Genomic DNA, 20,652 nt, shown 5'->3' with positions numbered 1-20,652 from the left:
GCATTTAATTTGATTTCAGTTTTCCATAATATTTAATTGATTTGAAGAAAACGCTTCCCCTGTTTGTACTGATGAGTCTCTTGCTGCAGGCTTGTAACTGGTTTAAGGAGACTCCGGAAGTGGGTCTTGTACTGTCAGAACATTTTAAAAATAAGCTGTATAAAGATTTTGATACTGCCGTGTATAATCGGATATTTCTGGAGCACCTGGATGCTTCACGGAAACAATTGTCCAATCCTAAAACGATAGCAGCCTATTATCAAAGCAGAGAGTTTAAACCTGCCTTTGTGTCCAGTCATTATGTCAATGGAGACCTGGACAGCCTGATTTCTTATTTAAACCGAAGTGAAGAACATGGTTTTAATCCTTCTCTTTTTGGTCTTAAAAAACTTCAGACACTGAAGAAAACTTTAGATGCCAATGCTTTTAAGACCGTAGATGAACTTTATCCGGTTATTGCCGATCTTGAACTTGGGAGCGCGGAAGCGCTGAGCAAGTATTATGATTTTGTGAATTTTGGGGTATTGAACCCGCGGAAGATTTTAAATCGGTATTATATCAATATCAAAAAACCAGATAGTCTTGGAATTATCAAAGTCCTGGAAACAAAAAGTATTCCTGCGCTTTTAAAGGAAGTACAACCAAAATCCGAGCAATATATTGCTTTCCAAAAAGAGTTGTCAAAATATAAACCCGGTGTGCGTGATGAAAAACAGAAAATCCTGCTGGTGAATATGGAAAGACTGAGGTGGAAACTGCCCGAAACGGGGAGCCAGTTTGTGGTGGTCAATATTCCTGATTTTTCATTGACCTGGTTTGATCATGGGGATACACTGACACGTATGAAGGTTTGTGTGGGGGCCAGAAGAGAAAAAGGTTATGAAGATAAAATCAAGGCTTTTCTGAAGTCAGGTAAACTGGATGATAAACCTAAAAACCACGAAACCCCAATTTTGTTTAGTAAACTTAATTCCATACAGGTTAACCCGGTCTGGAACATTCCGGTGAGCATTGCACAAAGTGAAATTTATTATCAGGCGGTCCGGGATCCTTATTATCTGTCTAACAGCAATATTAAAGTATATTATAAAGGACAGTTGGTGACCGATCCGGATACCATACAATGGAATAAGTACTCCAGGGAGAAATTGCCTTTTAAGTTTAAACAGGGCTCAGGTGCAGGCAATGCGCTGGGTAAATTCAAGTTTATTTTTGACAATGGGTCCAGTATCTATCTGCATGACACGAATAATAAATATGCATTTAACCTGGGCAACCGGGCCATCAGCCATGGCTGTGTACGTGTAGAAAAACCACTTGAATTTGCAGAGAAACTGGTCAATGATAAATACCAGTTCGATCAGTTGAGAATGGAAGTAAATCTTCCACCTCTGGACAGCACTAAAATGGACGTGTACAAAAAAAGAATGGCAAAAAAAGCCGACACTGTAAACGTTTATGAACTTAAACCAAAATGGTTCGGGACAAAAAAGCAAATTCCGCTGATTATTAACTATGTGACAGCCTGGTGGCAGAACGGTAGTTTGCAGGTCCGGCCAGATGTCTATGGATTAGATGAAACACTTTGGGAGAAATTACAAAAATTTCTCTAACTTTGGTTTTTAATGAATTTCCTATATCCAGGTTTTCTTTTTGCACTTACGGCGGTCGCAATACCTGTTTTAATTCATTTATTTAATTTCAGGAAATACACCAAAGTCCAGTTCAGTTCCATACAGTTTTTAAAGGAGGTCAAAGAAAGAGATGCCTCAAAAGAAAAACTTAAAGATTTGCTGATTCTTTTGTCCAGAATATTAGCCATTATATTTCTTGTTTTTGCTTTTTCCCGTCCTTATTTAAGTTCAAAAGATGCTGTTGATCCAGGTAAAGCCCTGGTTGTACGCTTATATATTGACAATTCTTTTAGTATGGAGTCCGTGAATAAAGATGGAAGCCTGTTGGACGAAGCCAAAAGAAGGGCAAAGGAAATCGCGGGTTCCTATGGCCCTAATACAAAATTTCAGTTAATGACCAATGATTTTCTGGGTAAACACCAGCGCCTGGTCAGTTATGAAGAATTGATGCAGCTTTTAGATGAAGTAAAGATCTCGGCTGTATACCGGACACTGGACCAGGTGCTCAGCAGACAGGCTGCCCAGGACCATCCAGGATTTAATCACCAGGATTTTCTGATTTCTGATTTTCAAAGCAATTTTACAGGATCAAAAGTTCTCAAGTCCCCAGGGCCAGTCTCACTGGTTAAACTTAACCCTAACGTATTGCCCAATATCGCTATAGACAGTGTTTGGTTCCTGTCTGCGGTACACCGGCCGCAGGATACAGAAAAGCTGGTGGTCAGGTTAAGGAATTATACAGCTGAACCTGCAAGGGGCCTGCCTTTAAAGTTAATGATTGCCAATACGCAGAAGGCTGCACATACTCTGGAGATCCCAGCTCATGGAGTTTTAAACGACACGCTTTCTTTTGGAGGACTGCAGCTTGGATGGCAAAAAGGAACACTGAGCATTAAAGATTATCCGGTTACTTTTGATGATGTTTTAAATTTTACTTTTCAAGTAGACAAGGAACGCAAAATTTTGAACATTAAAGGCAATGTGGCAGAAAAATACATCAGTACTTTGTTTGTTGCAGATCCATATTTTAAAGTAACGGAAATGCCTGAATCTAATATCCGTTACACAAGCTTCTCTGATTTTGATCTGATTGTCCTCAATGAGCTAAAAGAGCCGTCCTCAGGTTTGGCTGGACAGCTGAATACCTATCTGCAACAGGGAGGCACTGTGGTATTGTTCCCTGACCTGAATGTTAGCCCGGTATTGTATTCATCCTTTTTAAAATCTTTATCCCTGCCAGAGGTTAGCGGGTTAAGTGTATCTGCTTTGACTGTAGATCATATTAATTTAGGACATGAAATTTTCAGAGGCGTATTTGAGCAGGTTCCCAAAAACATAGATCTTCCAAAAGTGAACCGCTTTTTTAGCTATAAGGAACAAAACAGGGTAAACAAACAGAATTTAATGGAATTGCCACCAAAACAACTGTTCTTTGCTGAGTACATTGCAGGGCAAGGTAAGCTCTATTTGTCAGCCACCTCTGTTGATATTAAAGACAGCAACCTTCCTGAACATCCGGTTTTTGTTCCATTAATGTATAAGATTGCATTGAGCAATTCCAGAAAGCAACCTCTGTATTATACCATTGGAAGCAGTGATTTGCTGGAGCATGAAAAGATTGTACTGAAGAACAACCAATCCTTAAGGTTGTTTTCTGAAAATTTTGAGGCCATTCCGGAGCTGAGACAAACACCTGGTAAAAGCCTGCTTTATATTGCAGACCAGGTAAAGAAGCCAGGGTTTTACGAATTAAAAAAAACAGATTCACTACTGGCCATCTATGCGTTTAATGACGACAGAAGAGAATCTGAAATGCAATATGCCTCAGATGAAGGATTAAGAAAAATATTCCCGGACCATCAAGTCAGGGTTTATCAGGCGTCCAAAGAAAAACTCAATTTTGGATCATCAGCTAAAAATAACAGCACGGACTTATGGAAACTTTGCCTAGTTTTGTGTGCTGTTTTTCTAGCGGTTGAAGTATTATTAATAAGATTTTTTAACCATACTAAGAACATACAAAAAACATGAACCTTCTGATCACAGGCGTTACAATTGCCGATCCAGGCAGTAAGTTTAACGGACAAATCTGTAGTGTACGTATAGAAAAAGGGAAGATCGATGCAATTTCAGCACAATTAAGTCCGCTGGCAGGCGAGGAAGTCTTTGATGGAGCTGGTTTATTCCTTTCTCCTGGTTTTTTTGACCTGAACTGTACCGCGGGTGATCCTGGTTTTGAAACAAAGGAAGACATTTTTACCGTTACGGCAGCAGCGGGGGCGGGTGGTTTTACCGGAATTGCAGTACTGCCAGGCACACAACCCGTATTGCATTCCAAGGCAGAAATAGAATACGTGGTCAACAGATCCAGGAACAATATGGTAGATGTTTTTCCTATAGGTGCCATCAGTTATAACCTGGAAGGGAAAGAACTGGCAGAGTTATACGATATGAAGCAGGCGGGTGCTATTGCATTTTCGGATGGAGTAAAGCCTATTACCGATGATGGCTTTATGAGCCGTGCCCTGCAGTATGCAAAGGGCCTGGATGGTTTGCTGATGGTTTATCCTGAAAACAAATCCATTGCTGGTAAGGCCCAGGTTAATGAAAGTCAGACCAGTGTTTTATTGGGGATGAAAGGTATTCCGGCATTGGCGGAAGAAATGCAGATTTCCAGGGATATTTTTCTGGCCACCTATCATGGGGCTCCTTTGCACATTAATAATGTTTCCACTGCTGGTTCAGTAGCCTTAATCAAAAAAGCCAAGAAAGAGGGCTTGAACATTACCTGCGACGTGGCTGCCCATCAGCTGGTATTTACAGAAGAATTACTGAACGACTTTGATAGCAATTATAAAGTAAAACCTCCTTTACGTAGTAAGACAGATATCAAAGCACTGATTGGCGGATTGAAAGATGGTACAGTGGATGCAGTCAGTACACAGCACAGACCTCACGAAATTGAGTTTAAGGATGTTGAATTTGAAATTGCTGCTTATGGCATCATCGCACTGCAAACAGCTTTGCCCTTATTGTTAAAAGCGGGTTTCACTGCGGAGCAGATAGTAGCAAAAATGGCTATAGCACCCCGTCAGATCCTCCGCCTGCCAGTGCCTGTAATTGAACCGGGACAAAGCGCAAACTTTACGGTATTCAGTACAACGCAAAAATGGCTGTATGGTCCTGAACAAAATCAATCAAAATCATCCAACTCACCACTGCTTGGCCAAACCCTGACAGGAAAGGTGGCGTTGGTGTATAACAATAAAAAATATCAGGTATATGGATAATAAAGTAGAAGGGGCATTAGTTGCGTCCTTAAGTAAATTTGCTGCATTGGCTGGAAAAGATCAGGCCGAATTACAACGCAGTCTGATAGAAGTATTTAATGCAGACCTGGGTTTTCTGGAAAAAGTAAATGCTTTTGATGCTGCTTTTGACGATTATCCCGCTTTTGATGAGCTTCGGGAAGTGTTTTTCGATTTGCTGATGATTAATTTCTTTGCCAGCGATGTCAAAAAACTAGAAGAAGATTATCTGGATACCGAAGAATGGGCAGACATTGAGGAACAGACTATTGATCGTGGAACCGAGCTTTTAAACCTGTTACTTTACATCAATGAATGTCATGATGAAAAAATCAAACCTGAACTTGGTGATTTTCTAAAGGAATTTTTATTGGTTGAAGAAGATGAGTTTCAGGATGAATTTCATATTTATGAAGACCTGATCAGTAACCAGCAGTTGGCGGACAGCAGTATTGAAGACATCTGTTCACACGCCGGAATGGTAGATCTTGGTGAAGAGATGGAAGAATTATTTGTTCCTTTTATGGCTTTTTTCTATCAACCAAAGGCAAATGAAACAGTGCTAAACGATTTGAAAAAATATAGTTCCAATGCAGATTTTGATGTTGCAGTTTACACGTTAATTACTAATTTTAACGGAATTTAAATTAAACTCAATATGGAAGTATTCGAACAAAAGCCTGTAAATCTAAGGTCAGAGGCCATTAAGGATGGTCTTATTATGGCTGTTTTCAGTCTTATTATCTTTTTGGCAACCAATTATTTAATGCCGGATATGCTTGGTTCTGGCTTGATCTCGGGTATTTCCCTTGCTGTGGGTGTGGCCCTTGCTGTTTTTTTCTGCATAGATATGAGAAAAAAGGCTGGTGGATACTGGACTTTCAGTGAGGCCCTATTGCATATATTTATCATGTTCCTGCTTTCTGCCGGTATTGTTTATGTATTTACGATTTTATTTGGCAAATATATTGACACCACTTACCCGGTCCGGATGAAAGAAATCATTGCAGAGAAAACTTCTGAGATGCTTTCCAAACTTGGTCTGGATGAATCGAAAGTTGAAGAAATGAAAGAAACCCAAAAAGCAAAAATGGAAGAACAGTTTAATCCAAGTTTCTTTCAGGCAATTGTTGGTTTTGGTATACAGGCGATCTTTTATGCAATTGGTGCCTTGATTTTTGCGGCGATTTTCAAAAAAACACCTCCATTGTTTAAAGCTCCGGAGGGAGAATAATAACCATCAAAAATTTTAAAGGCAGCGGTTTACCGCTGCCTTTTTTTGTATCAGGCCAGTTGTTGTTATTTATTATAGTTACCTTACAGGTTAAATTATAAATTTATGAAAATCAGTGAATTGGCTAAGTCTTTTTATGCTGTTAAGACAAGCTTCTGTGAACAGGAAAAAGATCTGCTCTTAACAGAAAAACTGGTTAATGATCTTCTGAAAGATCCTCAAACACCAGATTTGGAATTGGAAATATCCGGATTAAAAAAGAATATCAAAATCCAGCAGGAGCTGTTGGGTTCAAAGAAAACAGAATTGGACATTGTAAGCAGGGAACTTCTGGGCCAGATGCATTCAGAGGGTTTTAAACCTGAGCAGAAAACAGAGGTTCATTTAACGGAATCGAGTTACGTGGAGATCTGGCCAACAAAAAAAGAAACGTTAGCCTGCTCAACACCCATTAAGCGGAACTAAGGAAGACGGCCTCAATTGAGGCCGTTTTTTTTGAATAGGAAACAGTGGGTAGTAAATAAGGTTTATACAGAAACACTTTAGCTTATTGCCAACAATAGTGGATACTTTGTCATTTTTGTTTGAATTCTAAATTGCAGAAACGAAGTTAGAGCGGAAAATTTAGATTTGTATGTCCTGCGATATGGTGCTCACAAAAATTAAGTCATGGCAAAGAGAAAAGAGAATTCGACCAACAGTCTTAACCGTAAATACATCACCACAGATTCGAACCTGACCTATTCCATTTGTATGGTTGGGGGGAGGTGGAAACTGCTTATTTTAGGTAAGCTGGAAAAAAGAAAACTGCGTTTCAGTGAGTTGAGAAATGAAATTTGTAACATCACAGAACGCATGCTTACCCTGCAGCTTCGGGAATTGGTCAATGATGGGATTATCAAAAGAACGGTTTATGCTGAAGTACCGGTAAGGGTAGAATATGAATTGACTGACATTGGAAAGGAATTGATCCCGATCTGGGAGATGCTCTGCCGCTGGGGCGCCAAACACAAAAGTATTTTTAAAAAGGATAACGAAGCAGCTTAAACGATGCGAAGGTTTTAGCTGCTTCGTTTCTAAAAAAAATCAGAGCATAGAAAGTATAGTACTTACGCTGGCCCTTTTGGTGTAATCCTTATTGAACTGAACATATTTGATTTTTCCTGAGGCACCGATAACATAAGTAGCTGGAATAGGTAGAATAGCATCCTTACTATCGTTATTCAATGCGACATCCACTCCATATTTTTTGTATTTGTCCTGGAGTTCCTTTTCCATGGTAAAATCAACGCCGTAAGCTTTCATGATCGTATAGTTTTTATCAGAAATTATCGGAAAAGTAGCAGTAGTTTTTTCGCGTGTCCTGATTACTGCGTTTTCAGACTCGGGGGTTACACCGATAACAAAGGCCCCTTTTTTACTTAATAGCTGTAAAGAGTCTTGCAGCTGTTTGATGTGTTTATTGCAATATGGACACCACCAGCCCCGATAAAAAAACAAAACCACATTCTGGTGTTTTTTTAAAAGTGTTTTGAGGTTAATATTTGTCCCGTCGCTTGCCTTAGCGGTAAATTCTGGAGCCTGTTGCCCTGTTTTAAGACCTGTCTGTGCCCATAACTGAAGTCCTAAGAAAAGAACAAACAGCGTTAATCCGGTTTTTTTCATGTTTGATAAAATTTGAAATTTAAAAGCTTAGTCGGGCAAAGAATTAGATCCTTACAAACAAATTGTTTTTTACAAACGTTGTTTACATAAGATCACTATCTGATCTTACTTCTTATGAAATATCGTTTTCTTTTAATTTTTTGTCTGACGCTGGTATCTTTTTATGGTTACGGCCAAAAAGCCTATGAAGCTGTTTATTATAAAGGAAGGTTGGGTGATAAAATCATCAGGTTTGTTTTGGGAAATGGGTATATAGGGGCATCAGAATTAAAACTGTACCTGCAGAAAAAACCAATTCTGTTTTACCCTGAAATGGGTGTCCCGGACCAAAAAAAACAAATCCGGTTCGAAGCTTTTCGAACCGGAAGGAAAGATTATTTTATCCTGGATCATATGGAAGATGTATATGAACAATCACCATCTTCAATCAGCGGAAAATACTGTTCGGGTGGTAAAATAAGGAAAATACAACTGTACAGGCTCAGGTAAAAGAACTACTTTTCTCCTTCTGTTGGTGTTGAAGTATGAATGATGCGAAGTTCACGCTGAGGAAAAGGAATGCCGATTTTGTTGTTGTCAAGCTCTTCTTTAATAACCTGATAATTGTGAAAATATGCACCGGCATAGTCATGATTGGCCACCCATGCACGTATAGTTAGATTGACTGCATTGTCACCAAGTGAGCTCACCAGGACAGCAGGTTTTGGATCATGAAGAATCCTTGAGTCTTTTTCTAGAATTTCAACTATGACTTTTCTGGCGGTATCAATATTGGATTCGTAGGAAACACCGATGATATATTCCAGCATTCTGGTGTCACTGTCTGAGAAGTTATTGATTACTGCATTTGCCAAAGGGCCATTAGGTGCATAAAGGGTTGTGCCGTTAACGGCCCTTAAGGTAGTATATAAAATATCAATTTTTAAAACAGTCCCATTTACGCCATTGGCGGCTGTAATAGTATGTCCTACCCGGAAAGGTTTAAACAGCAGGATCAATACCCCTCCAGCAAAATTTGAAAGACTTCCCTGCAGGGCCAGACCAACAGCTAGACCAGCTGCACCCAGCACAGCAACAAAAGAAGTTGTGGGTATACCTAAAGTAGAAATGACATTGAGAATCAGCAGGACATAAAGGATCACCTTGAAAACACTGATCAGAAAGTTAGACAGCGACACGTCTACGTTACTTTTTGTGAAACGGTTGGTGAGGAAACGAATCAGGTATTTAATCAGCCAGATCCCAATTAGTAAAATGGCTATAGCAAGCAGTATTGATGGAATACGGTCTATTAGTCCATTAAGTAATTTTTCAAGCGTAAGCTCTGTTCTTGTCATGTAATTTTGTTTTAATATTTATCTTTTGAGCATATATAATGCCATTAATCCGCAAATAAAGGGTTTTTTTGAGAAAATGTCTGGCTCTGGTTCGGATTTTGATGTTTGCTGGACATGAAAAAAGCAGCGTGGTGCCTGGTGATGATTTTGCTTTTGGGTACATTGAAAATAAATGCCCAGAATGACTTTACGTTGCATGGAAAACTTTCTGGTTTGAAGAATGGGATGAAAGTCTTATTACTTTATGAGATTGGAAATAAAAGGGTATTAGATTCAGTTGCTACAAAGAACGGGGAATTTAACTTCAAAGGGAGTTTAACCGTTTCTCAGCCGGTTAAGGCTTCACTTCAATTGAAATCCTTATATCAGGATACCCATGTATCCTACCTGGAGCGCCTGCTCAAAAGAGATGAACAGGACCTTTTTCTCGAAAAAGGAGCCATTAACCTCCAGGGGGACAGTCTGATCAATACGGCAATTATTCATGGAGGTAAAACCCAGGAGGAATTTCTGGAATTGCAGCGGTTAAAAAAAGCAGAAACAGATCAGATGCGCACATTACAACAAGAAATGATTCCTGTTTTGATTGAGACCCAGGGCCTGGGGATTGACACAAATCAGATTGTTCAATCCATTAGCCTGAAAATGCAGCCACTGGTTGCAGCCATTAGAGATAAAGAAGAACATTTTATCCGGGCTTATCCGGATTCCTATGTTTCCCTGGACCTGATGGAGCAGCGGAGTAACCTGATGAGGCCTGGTGTGTTTGAACCCCTGCTGAACCGTCTGAGCCCCAGGATGAAAAATTCCAGGCTCGGAAAAGAATTGACAAACAAGTTGCTGCTGGTTAAGAGGACCGCGCCTGGTGTAAAAATGATCAATTTTACATTACCCGGTATAGATGGGAAAATAGTTTCCTTAGATAAATACAAAGGAAAATACATCTTGATTGATTTTTGGGCAAGCTGGTGTATGCCTTGCCTGCAAGAGAATCCAAATCTGCAGCGTGTTCACCAGCAGTTTAAAAATAAGAATTTTGAGCTCATTTCAGTTTCGTTGGATACGGACAAAAAAAACTGGCTTACAGCAGTGGAAGCGTACCGTATGGTATGGCTGCAGCTGAGTGATCTAAGGGGCTGGAACAATAAAGCTGCCCAGGAATATGCTATTAACGAAATCCCACAGAATTTTCTGATCAATCCTCAAGGGATAATTATTGCCAAAAACTTGTTTTCCCAAGACCTGATTAAAAAATTAGAAGAACTGCTTCCATAACATTTAAAGATCCACAGTGTACATCCTCAGTATTCCAGGGTATGGGGCTAGATAAAAAGACAAAGAGTGGATTGCTATGGAAAATTGGTGTTATTTTTTTAAAGAATGTACATGAATGGATGCACAGTTTTGTCTAAGTTTGCAGATTGTATTAAGCTTTGTAACCATACATGGATATTTCGGTTGTTGTACCATTATATAATGAAGAAGAGTCTTTGCCAGAACTGACCTCATGGATCACCAAGGTAATGACAGAAAATAACTTTACTTACGAAATCCTTTTTGTGGATGACGGTAGTACTGACAGTTCCTGGCAGGTAATTGAGGAGTTAAAGGAACAGTACAGTCGGGTAAAGGCCATTAAATTCAGGAGAAATTATGGTAAATCTGCAGCGCTGAATGTTGCTTTTACAGCCTCAAGGGGAGATGTGGTGATTACCATGGATGCGGATTTGCAGGATAGTCCTGACGAAATTCCTGCTTTATATAAAAAGATCCGGGAAGAGAAATTTGACCTGGTTTCCGGTTGGAAAAAAAAGCGTTATGATCCGATTACCAAAACCATTCCGACGAAATTATTTAATGCAGCAACCCGAAAAATGTCGGGCATACAATTAAATGATTTCAACTGTGGCTTAAAAGCCTACCGGAATGATGTGGTGAAGACCATAGAGGTGTATGGAGAAATGCACCGTTATATTCCAGTAATTGCAAAATGGGCAGGTTTTAAAAAGATCGGTGAACAGGTTGTGGAACACCGTGCCAGAAAGTACGGGGTGACTAAATTTGGTTTTAGTCGTTTTATCAATGGTTTTCTGGATCTGTTGTCTATTTTTTTTGTTGGAAAGTTTGGTAAAAGACCCATGCATTTTTTTGGTTCACTTGGGGTACTGAGTTTTCTTATTGGTACTTTTATGGCCCTTTGGATGATTGGTGAGAAGCTTTACCACATAGCGGCGGGGATTCCTTATAAAAGGGAAATTACAGATCAGCCTTTATTTTATATCGCTCTGGTTGCTATTATAGTAGGCTCACAGTTATTTTTAACAGGTTTTGTGGCAGAACTGGTGACCAGAAATGCGCCGGAACGGAATCAGTATCTGATAGAAAAGGAGATCCAGTAACAGATGTTTTTCTCTGTAATTATTCCGCTTTATAACCGTCCGCAAGAGATAGATGAATTGCTTGCTACCCTATGCAGGCAAAGTTATATGCAATTTGAGGTATTGGTTATTGAGGATGGCTCTGTACATGATGCGAAAAGTATTGTTGAAAAATACCGGGACAAACTGGATATTCACTATTTCTTTAAGCCAAATGAGGGGCAGGGCTTTAGCCGTAATTTTGGCTTTGAAAGGGCAAAGGGGGACTATTTTATTATTTTTGATTCAGATTGTCTTATTCCTTCGGATTATCTGGAAATCGTGAAGGATTATCTTTTTGAACATAAGCTGGATGCTTATGGTGGCCCTGATGCTGCACACAGTAGTTTTACACCTGTTCAAAAGGCAATCAGCTATGCCATGACTTCTCCATTTACCACAGGAGGAATACGTGGAAACAAAAAGCACGTTGGACAGTTTCACCCCAGAAGTTTTAATATGGGGGTTTCACGGGAGGTTTGGGAAAAAGTTGGCGGTTTTATTTTGACCCGCTTAGGGGAGGATATTGAATACAGCATCCGGATCCATGAAAGTGGCTTTAAAATAGGTTTGATTCCTGCCGCAAAGGTTTATCATAAACGTAGGACAAGTTTTTTACAGTTCTATAAACAACTTCATTTTTTTGGGAGGGCCAGGATCAATATCTATAAGCATTTTCCTTCTGAATTGAAACTCATCCATTTTTTTCCGGCTGCCTTTACTGTTGGTTTTATACTAACTTTGTTGTTGAATATATTGTATCCGCCTTTGGCGTATATTTGTAATATAGTGCTGCTTATCATATTTGCAATGATTTTTTTTCATGCCTGGAGTGTGACTAAATCACTTAAAGTTGCATTTTTAAGTATTATTGCTTCCTTTATACAGCTTTTTGCTTATGGTATGGGGTTTATACAGGATTTTGTTAAAAGAGTAGTATTGAAACAACCATGATAGAATTTTTAAAAGAAAGTACATTTACCGTTAATGAGGTCATTGGTAAGGCATGGACGCTGACCAAGAGAAATTATTTTTCTATTGCGACATTGTGTTTTTTAATGTTCCTCACTTCCAATGCTTCAGGACTGATGGCCTTTTTTCTGAAGGATGTCAGCAAAGGACTGAGTATTTTTATGGCTGCCCTTTTTGTAATGCTGTACTTTACAATCAATCTTTCACTGCTGAAGTATATTTTTCATTTACTGGATGACGAAGAGCATGATGTCAGTATTGTCAGTACTTTACCAACCCGTCAGCAAATTATTCGTTTCCTGATTGCCATGTGTTATTTTATGTTCTGCATTTTAGGGGTTTACACAGTTGTCGCTCTGGTTGGTTTTCCTTTTATCTATACAGGGATTCGCATGGAAGTGATCACCAATATTGCCATATCTGTAGGAACGGTGGCTATTTTTATTACCTGGATAAGAATTTCTTTTTTTCCGTTTTTTATTATTGATAAAAATCAACCTCCATTTGGTTCTATCAAATTTAGCCTGGCCATCACCAAGGGCAACTTTACAAAAATTTTATTGCTCCTTCTGGTTCTGGGAGGTTTTTATATTTTATACCTTTTTTGTGCAAGCTATCTGCACTGGCCGGTTGTTTCTTTTATGATTAATATTTTGAGTTCTTTTATTGTGGTTCCTTTGTCTAATGTTGCCCTGACGATTGCTTACCGAAAAATGATGAGCGAATATAAAGGAGATGAGCATCCGGACATTATTCATAATATTGTTTAAGATTCATGGGGATTAAAGCAGCTTTAAGCAAACCCTTTGCGGCCTTTGTGGTTAAGGGAATTCAGAAATGGAAAAAAAATGCAGTTGAAGCCCAGCAGCGAACGCTCCTTACTTTGGTAAAAGAGGCAAAACATACGGCTTTTGGTAAAGATCATGACCTGGCTTCGGTAAAAAATCATGAGGATTTTAAAAAACGGGTTCCTATAAGAGATTACGAAGGACTTAAAAGTTATATTGACAGGATTGTCAAAGGGGAACCAAATGTACTTTGGAAAGGGAAACCAGCTTATTTTGCAAAAACATCGGGAACAACTTCAGGTGCAAAATATATTCCTATTTCGAAAGAATCCATGCCAGAGCATATTAAAGCAGCGCGGAATGCACTGTTGACCTATGTGCATGAGACGGGTAATGCCGATTTTGTAAATGGTAAAATGATCTTTTTGCAGGGCAGCCCTGTAATGGCAAAGAAAAACGGAATTAAAATAGGCCGCTTGTCAGGTATTGTTGCCAATTTGGTGCCAGCATATCTGCAGAAAAACCGTTTGCCTTCTTATGCAACAAATTGTATCGAAGACTGGGAAGAAAAAGTTGATGCTATAGTTGAAGAGACTTTTCACCAGGATATGACCGTTATTTCAGGGATTCCGCCTTGGGTACAGATGTACTTTGACCGTTTGACTGAAAAATCGGGAGGAAAAAGGATTGAGACTATTTTTCCCAATTTTAAGCTGTTTGTATATGGAGGTGTAAATTATGAACCTTACAGAGCAAAAATAGAGGCAAGTATCGGGCATAGAATTGATTCTATAGAAACTTATCCGGCTTCAGAAGGCTTTATAGCTTATCAGGACAGTCAAAAGGAAAAAGGACTGTTGTTATTGGCGGATGCGGGGATTTTTTATGAGTTTGTTCCTGCTGATGAATATTACAACGATAACCCCGCTCGTCTGACTTTGGCAGAGGTAGAGCTGGATGTAAATTATGCATTAATTTTAAATACCAATGCGGGGCTATGGGGTTACAGCATTGGTGATACGGTGAAATTTGTTTCTAAAGAGCCTTATAAAATTGTAGTCACCGGCCGTATCAAACATTTTATTTCCGCTTTTGGAGAACATGTGATCGGTGAGGAAGTGGAACATGCTTTACTGAGTGTGGCAAATGAAGAAGGAATTGGGATTACTGAATTTACAGTGGCACCTCAGGTTGTAGATCCTGACGGTGGTTTACCATATCATGAATGGTTTGTCGAATTTGCAGAGCTGCCAGGGGATTTTAATGATTTTAGCAGAAAAGTAGATCAGGCCCTGCAAAAGAAAAATATTTATTACTTTGACCTCATTGAAGGTAAAATTCTTCAACCGCTTATTATACGTCCTTTGCAAAAGGATGCATTTGTAAATTATATGAGGTCTGAAGGCAAACTGGGCGGACAAAATAAAGTACCGCGTCTGTCCAATGACAGAAAAATTGCGGATAGTTTAAGTAATTTTACACTTAAAAAATAATATCGTCTGGTAGACGTTGAAGAGGAGAAACAAGCTTTTGGCGATTATAAAAAATATAAGCATACTGGGTTCTACGGGATCAGTTGGTACACAAACATTAGAAGTAGTGAGGGCGAACCCGGAGCGATATCGGGTAGTGGCACTCACGGGTCAATCTAATGATGAACTTTTGATCCGGCAATCTCTGGAATTTCATCCTGAACTGGTAGTCATTACGGATGAAGGAAAATATCTAAAAGTTAAAGAAGCGCTTTCAGGTAAAGGCATCAGGGTTATAACTGGTGAAGCATCGTTGGTTGAAGCAGCTGCACTAACTTCAGCTCATATGGTATTGACCGCTGTTGTTGGCTCTGCAGGTTTGAGACCAACCATTGCTGCTATTGAGGCTGGAAAGGATATCGCGTTGGCCAATAAAGAAACGCTGGTGGTTGCTGGTGAACTGATTACCGCGCTCGCAAAGAAACATGCTGTAAAGATCATACCTGTTGATTCTGAACATTCTGCTATTTTCCAGTGTCTGGTGGGAGAGGAAGAGCACTCTCTGGAGAAGATTTATCTGACCGCTTCTGGTGGGCCTTTTAGAGGAAAAGACCGTGAGTTTCTTGCCGGTGTTACCAAGGCTCAAGCCTTAAAACATCCGAATTGGGTCATGGGCGCTAAAATTACCATTGATTCTGCCTCGATGATGAACAAAGGCCTTGAAGTTATTGAAGCAAAATGGTTATTTGGACTTGCTGCGGACCAGATTGATGTCATTGTCCATCCTCAGTCCATTGTACATTCCATAGCGCAATTTAAAGATGGTTCTATGAAGGCCCAGATGGGGCTTCCGGACATGAAGTTACCCATTCATTATGCCCTTGCATATCCGGAAAGGGTGGACACTAAATTTCCAAGGTTTAATTTTTTGGATTATCCCGAACTGACTTTTTTTCCGCCGGATCCGGTGAGTTTCAGAAATCTGGATATTGCCTTCCAGGCAATGAGAAAAGGTGGAAATATGCCTTGTATCGTAAATGCGGCCAATGAAGTTGTGGTAAATGCCTTTTTACAGGATAGACTGGGTTTTCTGGAGATGAGCGATGTGATCGAACGATGTATGTCGGAGGTTCCTTTTATTGGAGAGCCGGGCTTGGTTAATTATTTAGAAACCGATGAGCATACACGTATATTTGCCCGGCAACTCGTAACAAAGTAAATTTTATTCATCTAAATAAATATAAAAACATTAAAATAAGATATGAACGGATTGATTATGGCTGCCCAGTTGCTACTGGGGTTATCAATATTGGTAATACTACATGAATTAGGACATTTTTTGGCTGCACGTGCATTTGGGATTAAAGTAGAAAAGTTCTATTTGTTTTTTGACGCCTGGGGAGTGAAATTATTTAGTGTTAAACGTGGTGATTGTGAGTATGGAATTGGTTGGCTGCCATTAGGTGGTTATGTAAAGATTTCGGGAATGATTGATGAATCTATGGACACCGAGCAGATGGCACAACCGGTACAACCATGGGAATTTAGGTCCAAACCGGCCTGGCAACGGTTAATTGTAATGCTAGGTGGTGTTGTCGTGAATATTATCGTTGGTATTTTCATTTTCTGGATGCTGACTTTTAAGTATGGAGAAACTTATATTCCCAATAACTCGGTTCAAAATGGAATTAACCCGGGTGTAATTGGTAAAGAGATTGGTTTGCAGAAAGGAGACAAGGTTATTGCCGTAAATGGCAATAAGGTGATCCGTTTTGATGAACTGATCAGTCCTTCAGTTTTGCTTGGAAATACCAACTTAACTGTACTGCGTGATGGCAAGGCTATTGACATAAAAGTTCCGGATAACATTTTAAACAAGGTCTCTGATCTTGGAATTGAAGAGTTTATCAGCAGGGTCCCTTTGTTTACAACAGTGATTGATTCTATTATGCCAAACAGACCTGCTGTTAAAGCTGGTCTTCAAAAAGGGGATAGGATTACTGCGGTAGATAAAATTCCTGTACGGTACACTATTGATGTGTACCCGGAAATGAAGAAGTTTAAAAACAAAACGGTAGAACTGACTGTAGAACGTGCAGGTAAGAGTATGGTATTTAATGTGCCAGCTGATACAGCCGGTACTGTAGGGGTCGGTTTCCGTGGAATTAAGGAAATTAAAGAAGAGACCATTCATTATGGTTTTTTCCAGGCTTTGCCAAAAGGTGCCGAGCAGGCCTGGGTACAATTCAGTACGAATGCAAAAGGGATATGGAAAGTGATAACGGGTAAGGTCAAAGCCACAAAAGCTTTTTCAGGTCCTGTGGAGATTGCCAGAAAAGTATATGGTGGTGAATGGATATGGGCGAGATTTTGGGCTTCAACTGCTTTTATTTCCATTGCCCTTGCTTTTATGAATTTATTGCCAATTCCGGCGCTGGATGGGGGGCATGTGGTCTTTTTGATCATTGAAATGATAAAAGGTAAGCCACTTGGTGATAAATTTATGGAGCGTGCGCAAATAGTAGGTTTTGTTCTGCTGCTTTCCCTGATGGTATTTGTGCTTGGAAACGACATTTTTAAAGCTTTTCTTCATAAATAGCTATGAACTATTTTGAGCTGTATGAACTGCCTGTAAGTTTTCATCCGGATCCTGCGTTGATCAAACAAAAGTTTTATGCGCTGAGCAAAAAATTTCATCCGGACTTTTACATCAATGAAAGTCCGGAGAAGCAACAGGAGGTACTCGAACTTTCTACGCTGAATAATAAGGCATATCAGGTTTTTAATGATCCGCATAAACTGCTTTATTATATCCTTGAATTGAAAAATGTTCTGAAAGAGGGGGAGAATTATGTACTCCCACAAGACTTTCTAATGGATATGATGGATATTAATGAAGCATTGATGGATTTACAGTTTGAACCAGATCCAGGCAAATTGATGGAAATTAAAGCTCAGGTGGACGAGGTTGAAAAAAAACTATTTGACGAGCTTTTGGATTTAACATCTTCTTTTGACGGACTGGAAGTTTCGGATCAGGACCGTACCCTTGTCGAAGTAAAGGATCTTTATTATCGCAATAAATATGTATTGCGGCTTAGGGAAACATTAGACAAATAAACCAAACGAAGGAAGTTATCTTATTGTAAAAAAGTGAATTATTGATTTTTTACAGTCGGCTTTGATGTATTTTAGCGGCAAATCAATTGTTATGAATTCTCTATCCATTTTTAGAAAAGTTGCCGTTGCGGAGGGCATATCCTATATCCTGCTGATCTTTATTGCTATGCCACTGAAATATCTTGCCGATATGCCAATGGCAGTTAAATATACAGGTTGGGCACATGGCATGCTGTTCGTATTATACATTGCTTGTTTTGTAATGGCTTGGCAGGAAGCGAAATGGAAAATAGGAAAATCTGCTTTAATTGTTTTGGCTTCTTTGCTGCCATTTGCACCATTTTATGTTGATAAAAAATTAAAAGAAGATAATTAAAATAAGTCTTGCTAATTAGAAATGCATTTAATAGATTTGCATCCCGCTAATAAGCAAATGCCCAGCTGGCGGAATTGGTAGACGCGCTGGTCTCAAACACCTGTGGGAAACCGTGCCGGTTCGACTCCGGCGCTGGGTACACTAGAAAACAGCTAACAATTTATTGTTAGCTGTTTTCGTTTTGTGAAGTCTTTTAGTTCAAACCATGTATCTAAAAGAGAAGAATTATTTTAATCTGTACCATTTTTTATTAATACCAGCTCAGGTCATTTAGTTTTACCGTGCCACTTAAGTTGAGCGTTTTGATATTCGAATCATAACACCTGCAGGTTTCAAGATTGGCAAGGCCCCGGATATCCAGCGCAGGGATGGGATTGGAATAAGCCCTGAAGAACTTCAGCTTGGGCATTGCTCTAAGGTCGATAGGATGTGCTATTTGATTTTTAGACATCCAGATATCGAGCATTTCAGGGCAATTGTTGAATTTTATTTCCTGGAGTGAATTGTCATTCACCTCCAATTGCAATAGTGAGGTATGATTACTTACATCCAACCGGGTAAGCAGATTCCACCCCAGGCTTAAAATGACTAATTTTTTCAGGTGAGAAACATCGATACTCCTGAGTTTGTTCTTGTGGCAACTGATATTCACCAGGCTATCGCAGCCTTTTGTCAGAATGGTTTCCAACTGATTGTCAAAACCATATATAAATTTGAGTTTTTTCATACCCGAAACGTCTACCGTTTTCACTTTGTTTTCGTGAAAGCCAAAATCCACCAGGTTGACAAAGCTTTTGATGCCTTCCAGTGAAACAATATTGGATTTGGTAGTATACAATACAGTCACCTTTCTGGCTTCTTCTACTTGGATTTCTCCGTCTCCATTGGTATCAACACCTTGCTCAATGATACTTCTTTTGAAATTCGCATCAGGTATACGTACAATCTGTGCCATGGTTTTTATCGATAAAACCATGAATAAGGCACAGCCTGCCATTATTTTTGTGGTCATGTCTGGTAATTTTAGAGTGTAAGATTAATAACTTGCCCATTGGCATTGATCTCTACAATTTTGGCAAGGTTCTCGTCGGTCTGGTACAGGTAGCGGGTCTTTTCCATGATGGCCCGGCTGCCTTGTCCCACCTGTATCCCATGACCATTGTAGGTGGTAGTGGTTTCAGTGCCCACTTGCTTTTCACCGTTACCTACCTTGGTTTGTACGACCCTTGTTTGCAGATAATACTTGCCCGGATTCAGCCCTTTGAATTCAAAGCTGCCATCTGCACCGATCATAGTCAATATCCGGTAGCTGAAGGCTTCATCTGAGAGGTATATCGCTTTCTTACCCTTTTTGTCTTTCTTTTTGAGTTCGAGAAATTCGAGGAAATAATCGGTGCAGGGATATAGCTCTACCAGGTTGACCATGTAGTTGCTTTTTTTAGACACAAAGCCCTTGATGGTGCAGGTACCGTCTTTGCCGATCATGGCTTCAGCTGCTATTTTGTCAAAGGGGGTGTTCGGGCTAGTTACTTTAGGTGTCTTTTGCGCTTGTAGCTGGAAGACTAGCGGGATCAAGATGGTTACCAAACCTATAGATCGTGTATTCATATTTTAGCGGGTTATATATTAGATAGTTACAATATGTAAATGTGCTGTTATGCAAGTATTTAAAAAATATTTGAATTCCAGAAGTTGCACCCTCCTGTTTTTTTAGGGAGCCATTGCCAGCCGCTTTAACATAAAACAGTTTCTGTAAACGACTTAGATGATGAATTTGACGAAGCTGTTTTTGAATCTACAAGCTTTCCATCGATGTAAATTTCACCCTTTATTCCCCAAGGGCCAACAGCCGTAAATCCCATTGTGATGTCGTTATTTGCATTTACGACACGTTTTTTTTACTAAAAGACAATGGTACGTTGGTGTGCCAAATGCATACCGCCATTTTCATTGGTGTAAATGAGGTTTAAGCCGCTTGGGATTCCTGAAGCTACTTTGCACTTATATTCAATGCTTACAGTTTTTGGATAAACCTTAGTGGAGACCTCAGCCTTATCTTTTTTGCTGGATACGAAGGTCAATATCATTGTATAGATTAGTGCGGAAAATAAAAAAAGTTTTGTTTTCATGATTATCGATCTAAAATTTCAGAGTTTTAATGACAAAGGTGGAACACTCAGAAATGATAATCGCCCCACGAGGCTTAGTGGCACCTCTTATTGGTTTGTAATAACGAGTTGGTTAAAGTGGAGCTCCGCTTTAAGTTTCTGGTAATAAGTGAAATAAATCGCTTTTGAAAGTGTGTTGTCAGGAAGGAATAATTGGGTAA

Annotated in this window: 22 protein-coding genes and 1 tRNA gene; 18 read left to right on the top strand and 5 right to left on the bottom strand. The window is 39.5% G+C overall.

The window, feature by feature from the left end:
• Positions 1 to 41: 41 nt before the first annotated feature.
• The 7 genes from B0O44_RS11545 (at position 42) to B0O44_RS11515 (ending at position 7,223) form a co-directional block, all read left to right on the top strand.
• Entirely contained in the window at positions 42 to 1,613 is a 1,572-nt protein-coding gene (locus B0O44_RS11545; RefSeq protein WP_245943649.1) for a L,D-transpeptidase family protein, read from the top strand.
• A 12-nt stretch (positions 1,614 to 1,625) separates the two neighbouring features.
• Positions 1,626 to 3,665 (top strand): BatA domain-containing protein, encoded by a 2,040-nt coding sequence (locus tag B0O44_RS11540; RefSeq protein WP_110830540.1) that lies wholly within the window; start codon positions 1,626 to 1,628, stop codon positions 3,663 to 3,665.
• Positions 3,662 to 4,924 carry a dihydroorotase gene (locus B0O44_RS11535; protein WP_110830538.1) on the top strand — a complete coding sequence of 421 codons (1,263 nt, stop codon included), beginning with the start codon at positions 3,662 to 3,664 and terminating at the stop codon, positions 4,922 to 4,924. The genes B0O44_RS11540 and B0O44_RS11535 overlap by 4 nt, the downstream gene beginning before the upstream one ends.
• Positions 4,917 to 5,588 (top strand): hypothetical protein, encoded by a 672-nt coding sequence (locus B0O44_RS11530; protein WP_110830536.1) that lies wholly within the window; start codon positions 4,917 to 4,919, stop codon positions 5,586 to 5,588. Before B0O44_RS11535 ends, B0O44_RS11530 begins: the two co-directional genes overlap by 8 nt.
• Before the next feature lie 12 nt (positions 5,589 to 5,600).
• Entirely contained in the window at positions 5,601 to 6,176 is a 576-nt protein-coding gene (locus tag B0O44_RS11525; protein ID WP_110830534.1) for a DUF4199 domain-containing protein, read from the top strand.
• A gap of 105 nt (positions 6,177 to 6,281) precedes the next feature.
• Positions 6,282 to 6,641 carry a hypothetical protein gene (locus B0O44_RS11520; protein WP_110830531.1) on the top strand — a complete coding sequence of 120 codons (360 nt, stop codon included), beginning with the start codon at positions 6,282 to 6,284 and terminating at the stop codon, positions 6,639 to 6,641.
• Positions 6,642 to 6,845: 204 nt separating this feature from the next.
• Entirely contained in the window at positions 6,846 to 7,223 is a 378-nt protein-coding gene (locus B0O44_RS11515; RefSeq protein WP_110830529.1) for a winged helix-turn-helix transcriptional regulator, read from the top strand.
• Positions 7,224 to 7,262: 39 nt separating this feature from the next.
• Here B0O44_RS11515 and B0O44_RS11510 read toward each other — a convergent pair whose 3' ends face one another.
• A complete protein-coding gene (locus B0O44_RS11510; protein ID WP_110830528.1) occupies positions 7,263 to 7,841 on the bottom strand; it encodes a peroxiredoxin family protein in 579 nt (192 codons plus the stop codon).
• Between the two features lie 114 nt (positions 7,842 to 7,955).
• Here B0O44_RS11510 and B0O44_RS11505 point away from each other — a divergent pair, with 114 nt between their 5' ends.
• Positions 7,956 to 8,330, top strand: a complete 375-nt coding sequence (locus tag B0O44_RS11505) for a hypothetical protein (protein ID WP_110830526.1) — start codon at positions 7,956 to 7,958, stop codon at positions 8,328 to 8,330.
• A 5-nt stretch (positions 8,331 to 8,335) separates the two neighbouring features.
• Here B0O44_RS11505 and B0O44_RS11500 read toward each other — a convergent pair whose 3' ends face one another.
• Complete coding sequence (locus tag B0O44_RS11500) at positions 8,336 to 9,178, bottom strand: mechanosensitive ion channel family protein (protein ID WP_110830524.1); 843 nt, start codon at positions 9,176 to 9,178, stop codon at positions 8,336 to 8,338.
• A 114-nt stretch (positions 9,179 to 9,292) separates the two neighbouring features.
• Between B0O44_RS11500 and B0O44_RS11495 the strand changes: the two genes are divergently transcribed.
• The 10 genes from B0O44_RS11495 to B0O44_RS11450 all read left to right on the top strand — a co-directional run bounded on the left by B0O44_RS11495 (position 9,293) and on the right by B0O44_RS11450 (position 18,462).
• A complete protein-coding gene (locus B0O44_RS11495) occupies positions 9,293 to 10,453 on the top strand; it encodes a TlpA disulfide reductase family protein (protein ID WP_110830522.1) in 1,161 nt (386 codons plus the stop codon).
• Between the two features lie 170 nt (positions 10,454 to 10,623).
• Entirely contained in the window at positions 10,624 to 11,577 is a 954-nt protein-coding gene (locus B0O44_RS11490; protein ID WP_110830520.1) for a glycosyltransferase family 2 protein, read from the top strand.
• A 3-nt stretch (positions 11,578 to 11,580) separates the two neighbouring features.
• Positions 11,581 to 12,549: a glycosyltransferase gene (locus B0O44_RS11485; protein WP_110830518.1), complete on the top strand. Its 969-nt coding sequence runs from the start codon at positions 11,581 to 11,583 to the stop codon at positions 12,547 to 12,549.
• The gene (locus tag B0O44_RS11480; RefSeq protein WP_110830515.1) at positions 12,546 to 13,337 is read left to right on the top strand and encodes a hypothetical protein; all 792 of its coding nucleotides are present in this window, start codon (positions 12,546 to 12,548) and stop codon (positions 13,335 to 13,337) included. Before B0O44_RS11485 ends, B0O44_RS11480 begins: the two co-directional genes overlap by 4 nt.
• Positions 13,338 to 13,342: 5 nt before the next feature.
• Complete coding sequence (locus B0O44_RS11475; RefSeq protein ID WP_110830513.1) at positions 13,343 to 14,848, top strand: GH3 auxin-responsive promoter family protein; 1,506 nt, start codon at positions 13,343 to 13,345, stop codon at positions 14,846 to 14,848.
• A 46-nt stretch (positions 14,849 to 14,894) separates the two neighbouring features.
• Positions 14,895 to 16,046 carry a 1-deoxy-D-xylulose-5-phosphate reductoisomerase gene (locus B0O44_RS11470; protein WP_110831917.1) on the top strand — a complete coding sequence of 384 codons (1,152 nt, stop codon included), beginning with the start codon at positions 14,895 to 14,897 and terminating at the stop codon, positions 16,044 to 16,046.
• Positions 16,047 to 16,088: 42 nt separating this feature from the next.
• Positions 16,089 to 17,426, top strand: a complete 1,338-nt coding sequence (rseP, locus tag B0O44_RS11465; RefSeq protein WP_110830511.1) for an RIP metalloprotease RseP — start codon at positions 16,089 to 16,091, stop codon at positions 17,424 to 17,426.
• Between the two features lie 2 nt (positions 17,427 to 17,428).
• Entirely contained in the window at positions 17,429 to 17,947 is a 519-nt protein-coding gene (locus tag B0O44_RS11460; protein ID WP_110830509.1) for an iron-sulfur cluster co-chaperone HscB C-terminal domain-containing protein, read from the top strand.
• A 64-nt stretch (positions 17,948 to 18,011) separates the two neighbouring features.
• Entirely contained in the window at positions 18,012 to 18,323 is a 312-nt protein-coding gene (locus B0O44_RS11455; protein ID WP_245943648.1) for a DUF3817 domain-containing protein, read from the top strand.
• Between the two features lie 59 nt (positions 18,324 to 18,382).
• A tRNA-Leu gene (locus tag B0O44_RS11450) sits at positions 18,383 to 18,462 on the top strand.
• A gap of 111 nt (positions 18,463 to 18,573) precedes the next feature.
• Here the strand turns inward: B0O44_RS11450 and B0O44_RS11445 are convergent.
• The 3 genes from B0O44_RS11445 to B0O44_RS11435 form a co-directional block, all read right to left on the bottom strand.
• Positions 18,574 to 19,335, bottom strand: coding sequence for a leucine-rich repeat domain-containing protein (locus B0O44_RS11445; RefSeq protein WP_146229816.1), 762 nt, complete (start codon positions 19,333 to 19,335; stop codon positions 18,574 to 18,576).
• A gap of 11 nt (positions 19,336 to 19,346) precedes the next feature.
• The gene (locus tag B0O44_RS11440; protein WP_110830505.1) at positions 19,347 to 19,808 is read right to left on the bottom strand and encodes a hypothetical protein; all 462 of its coding nucleotides are present in this window, start codon (positions 19,806 to 19,808) and stop codon (positions 19,347 to 19,349) included.
• A 416-nt stretch (positions 19,809 to 20,224) separates the two neighbouring features.
• Positions 20,225 to 20,452, bottom strand: a complete 228-nt coding sequence (locus B0O44_RS11435) for a hypothetical protein (protein WP_110830503.1) — start codon at positions 20,450 to 20,452, stop codon at positions 20,225 to 20,227.
• Between the last annotated feature and the right edge of the window lie 200 nt (positions 20,453 to 20,652).

Source organism: Pedobacter nutrimenti (assembly GCF_003208655.1).
Lineage (GTDB): Bacteria > Bacteroidota > Bacteroidia > Sphingobacteriales > Sphingobacteriaceae > Pedobacter > Pedobacter nutrimenti.
This window is presented reverse-complemented; position numbering and strand designations above follow the sequence as displayed.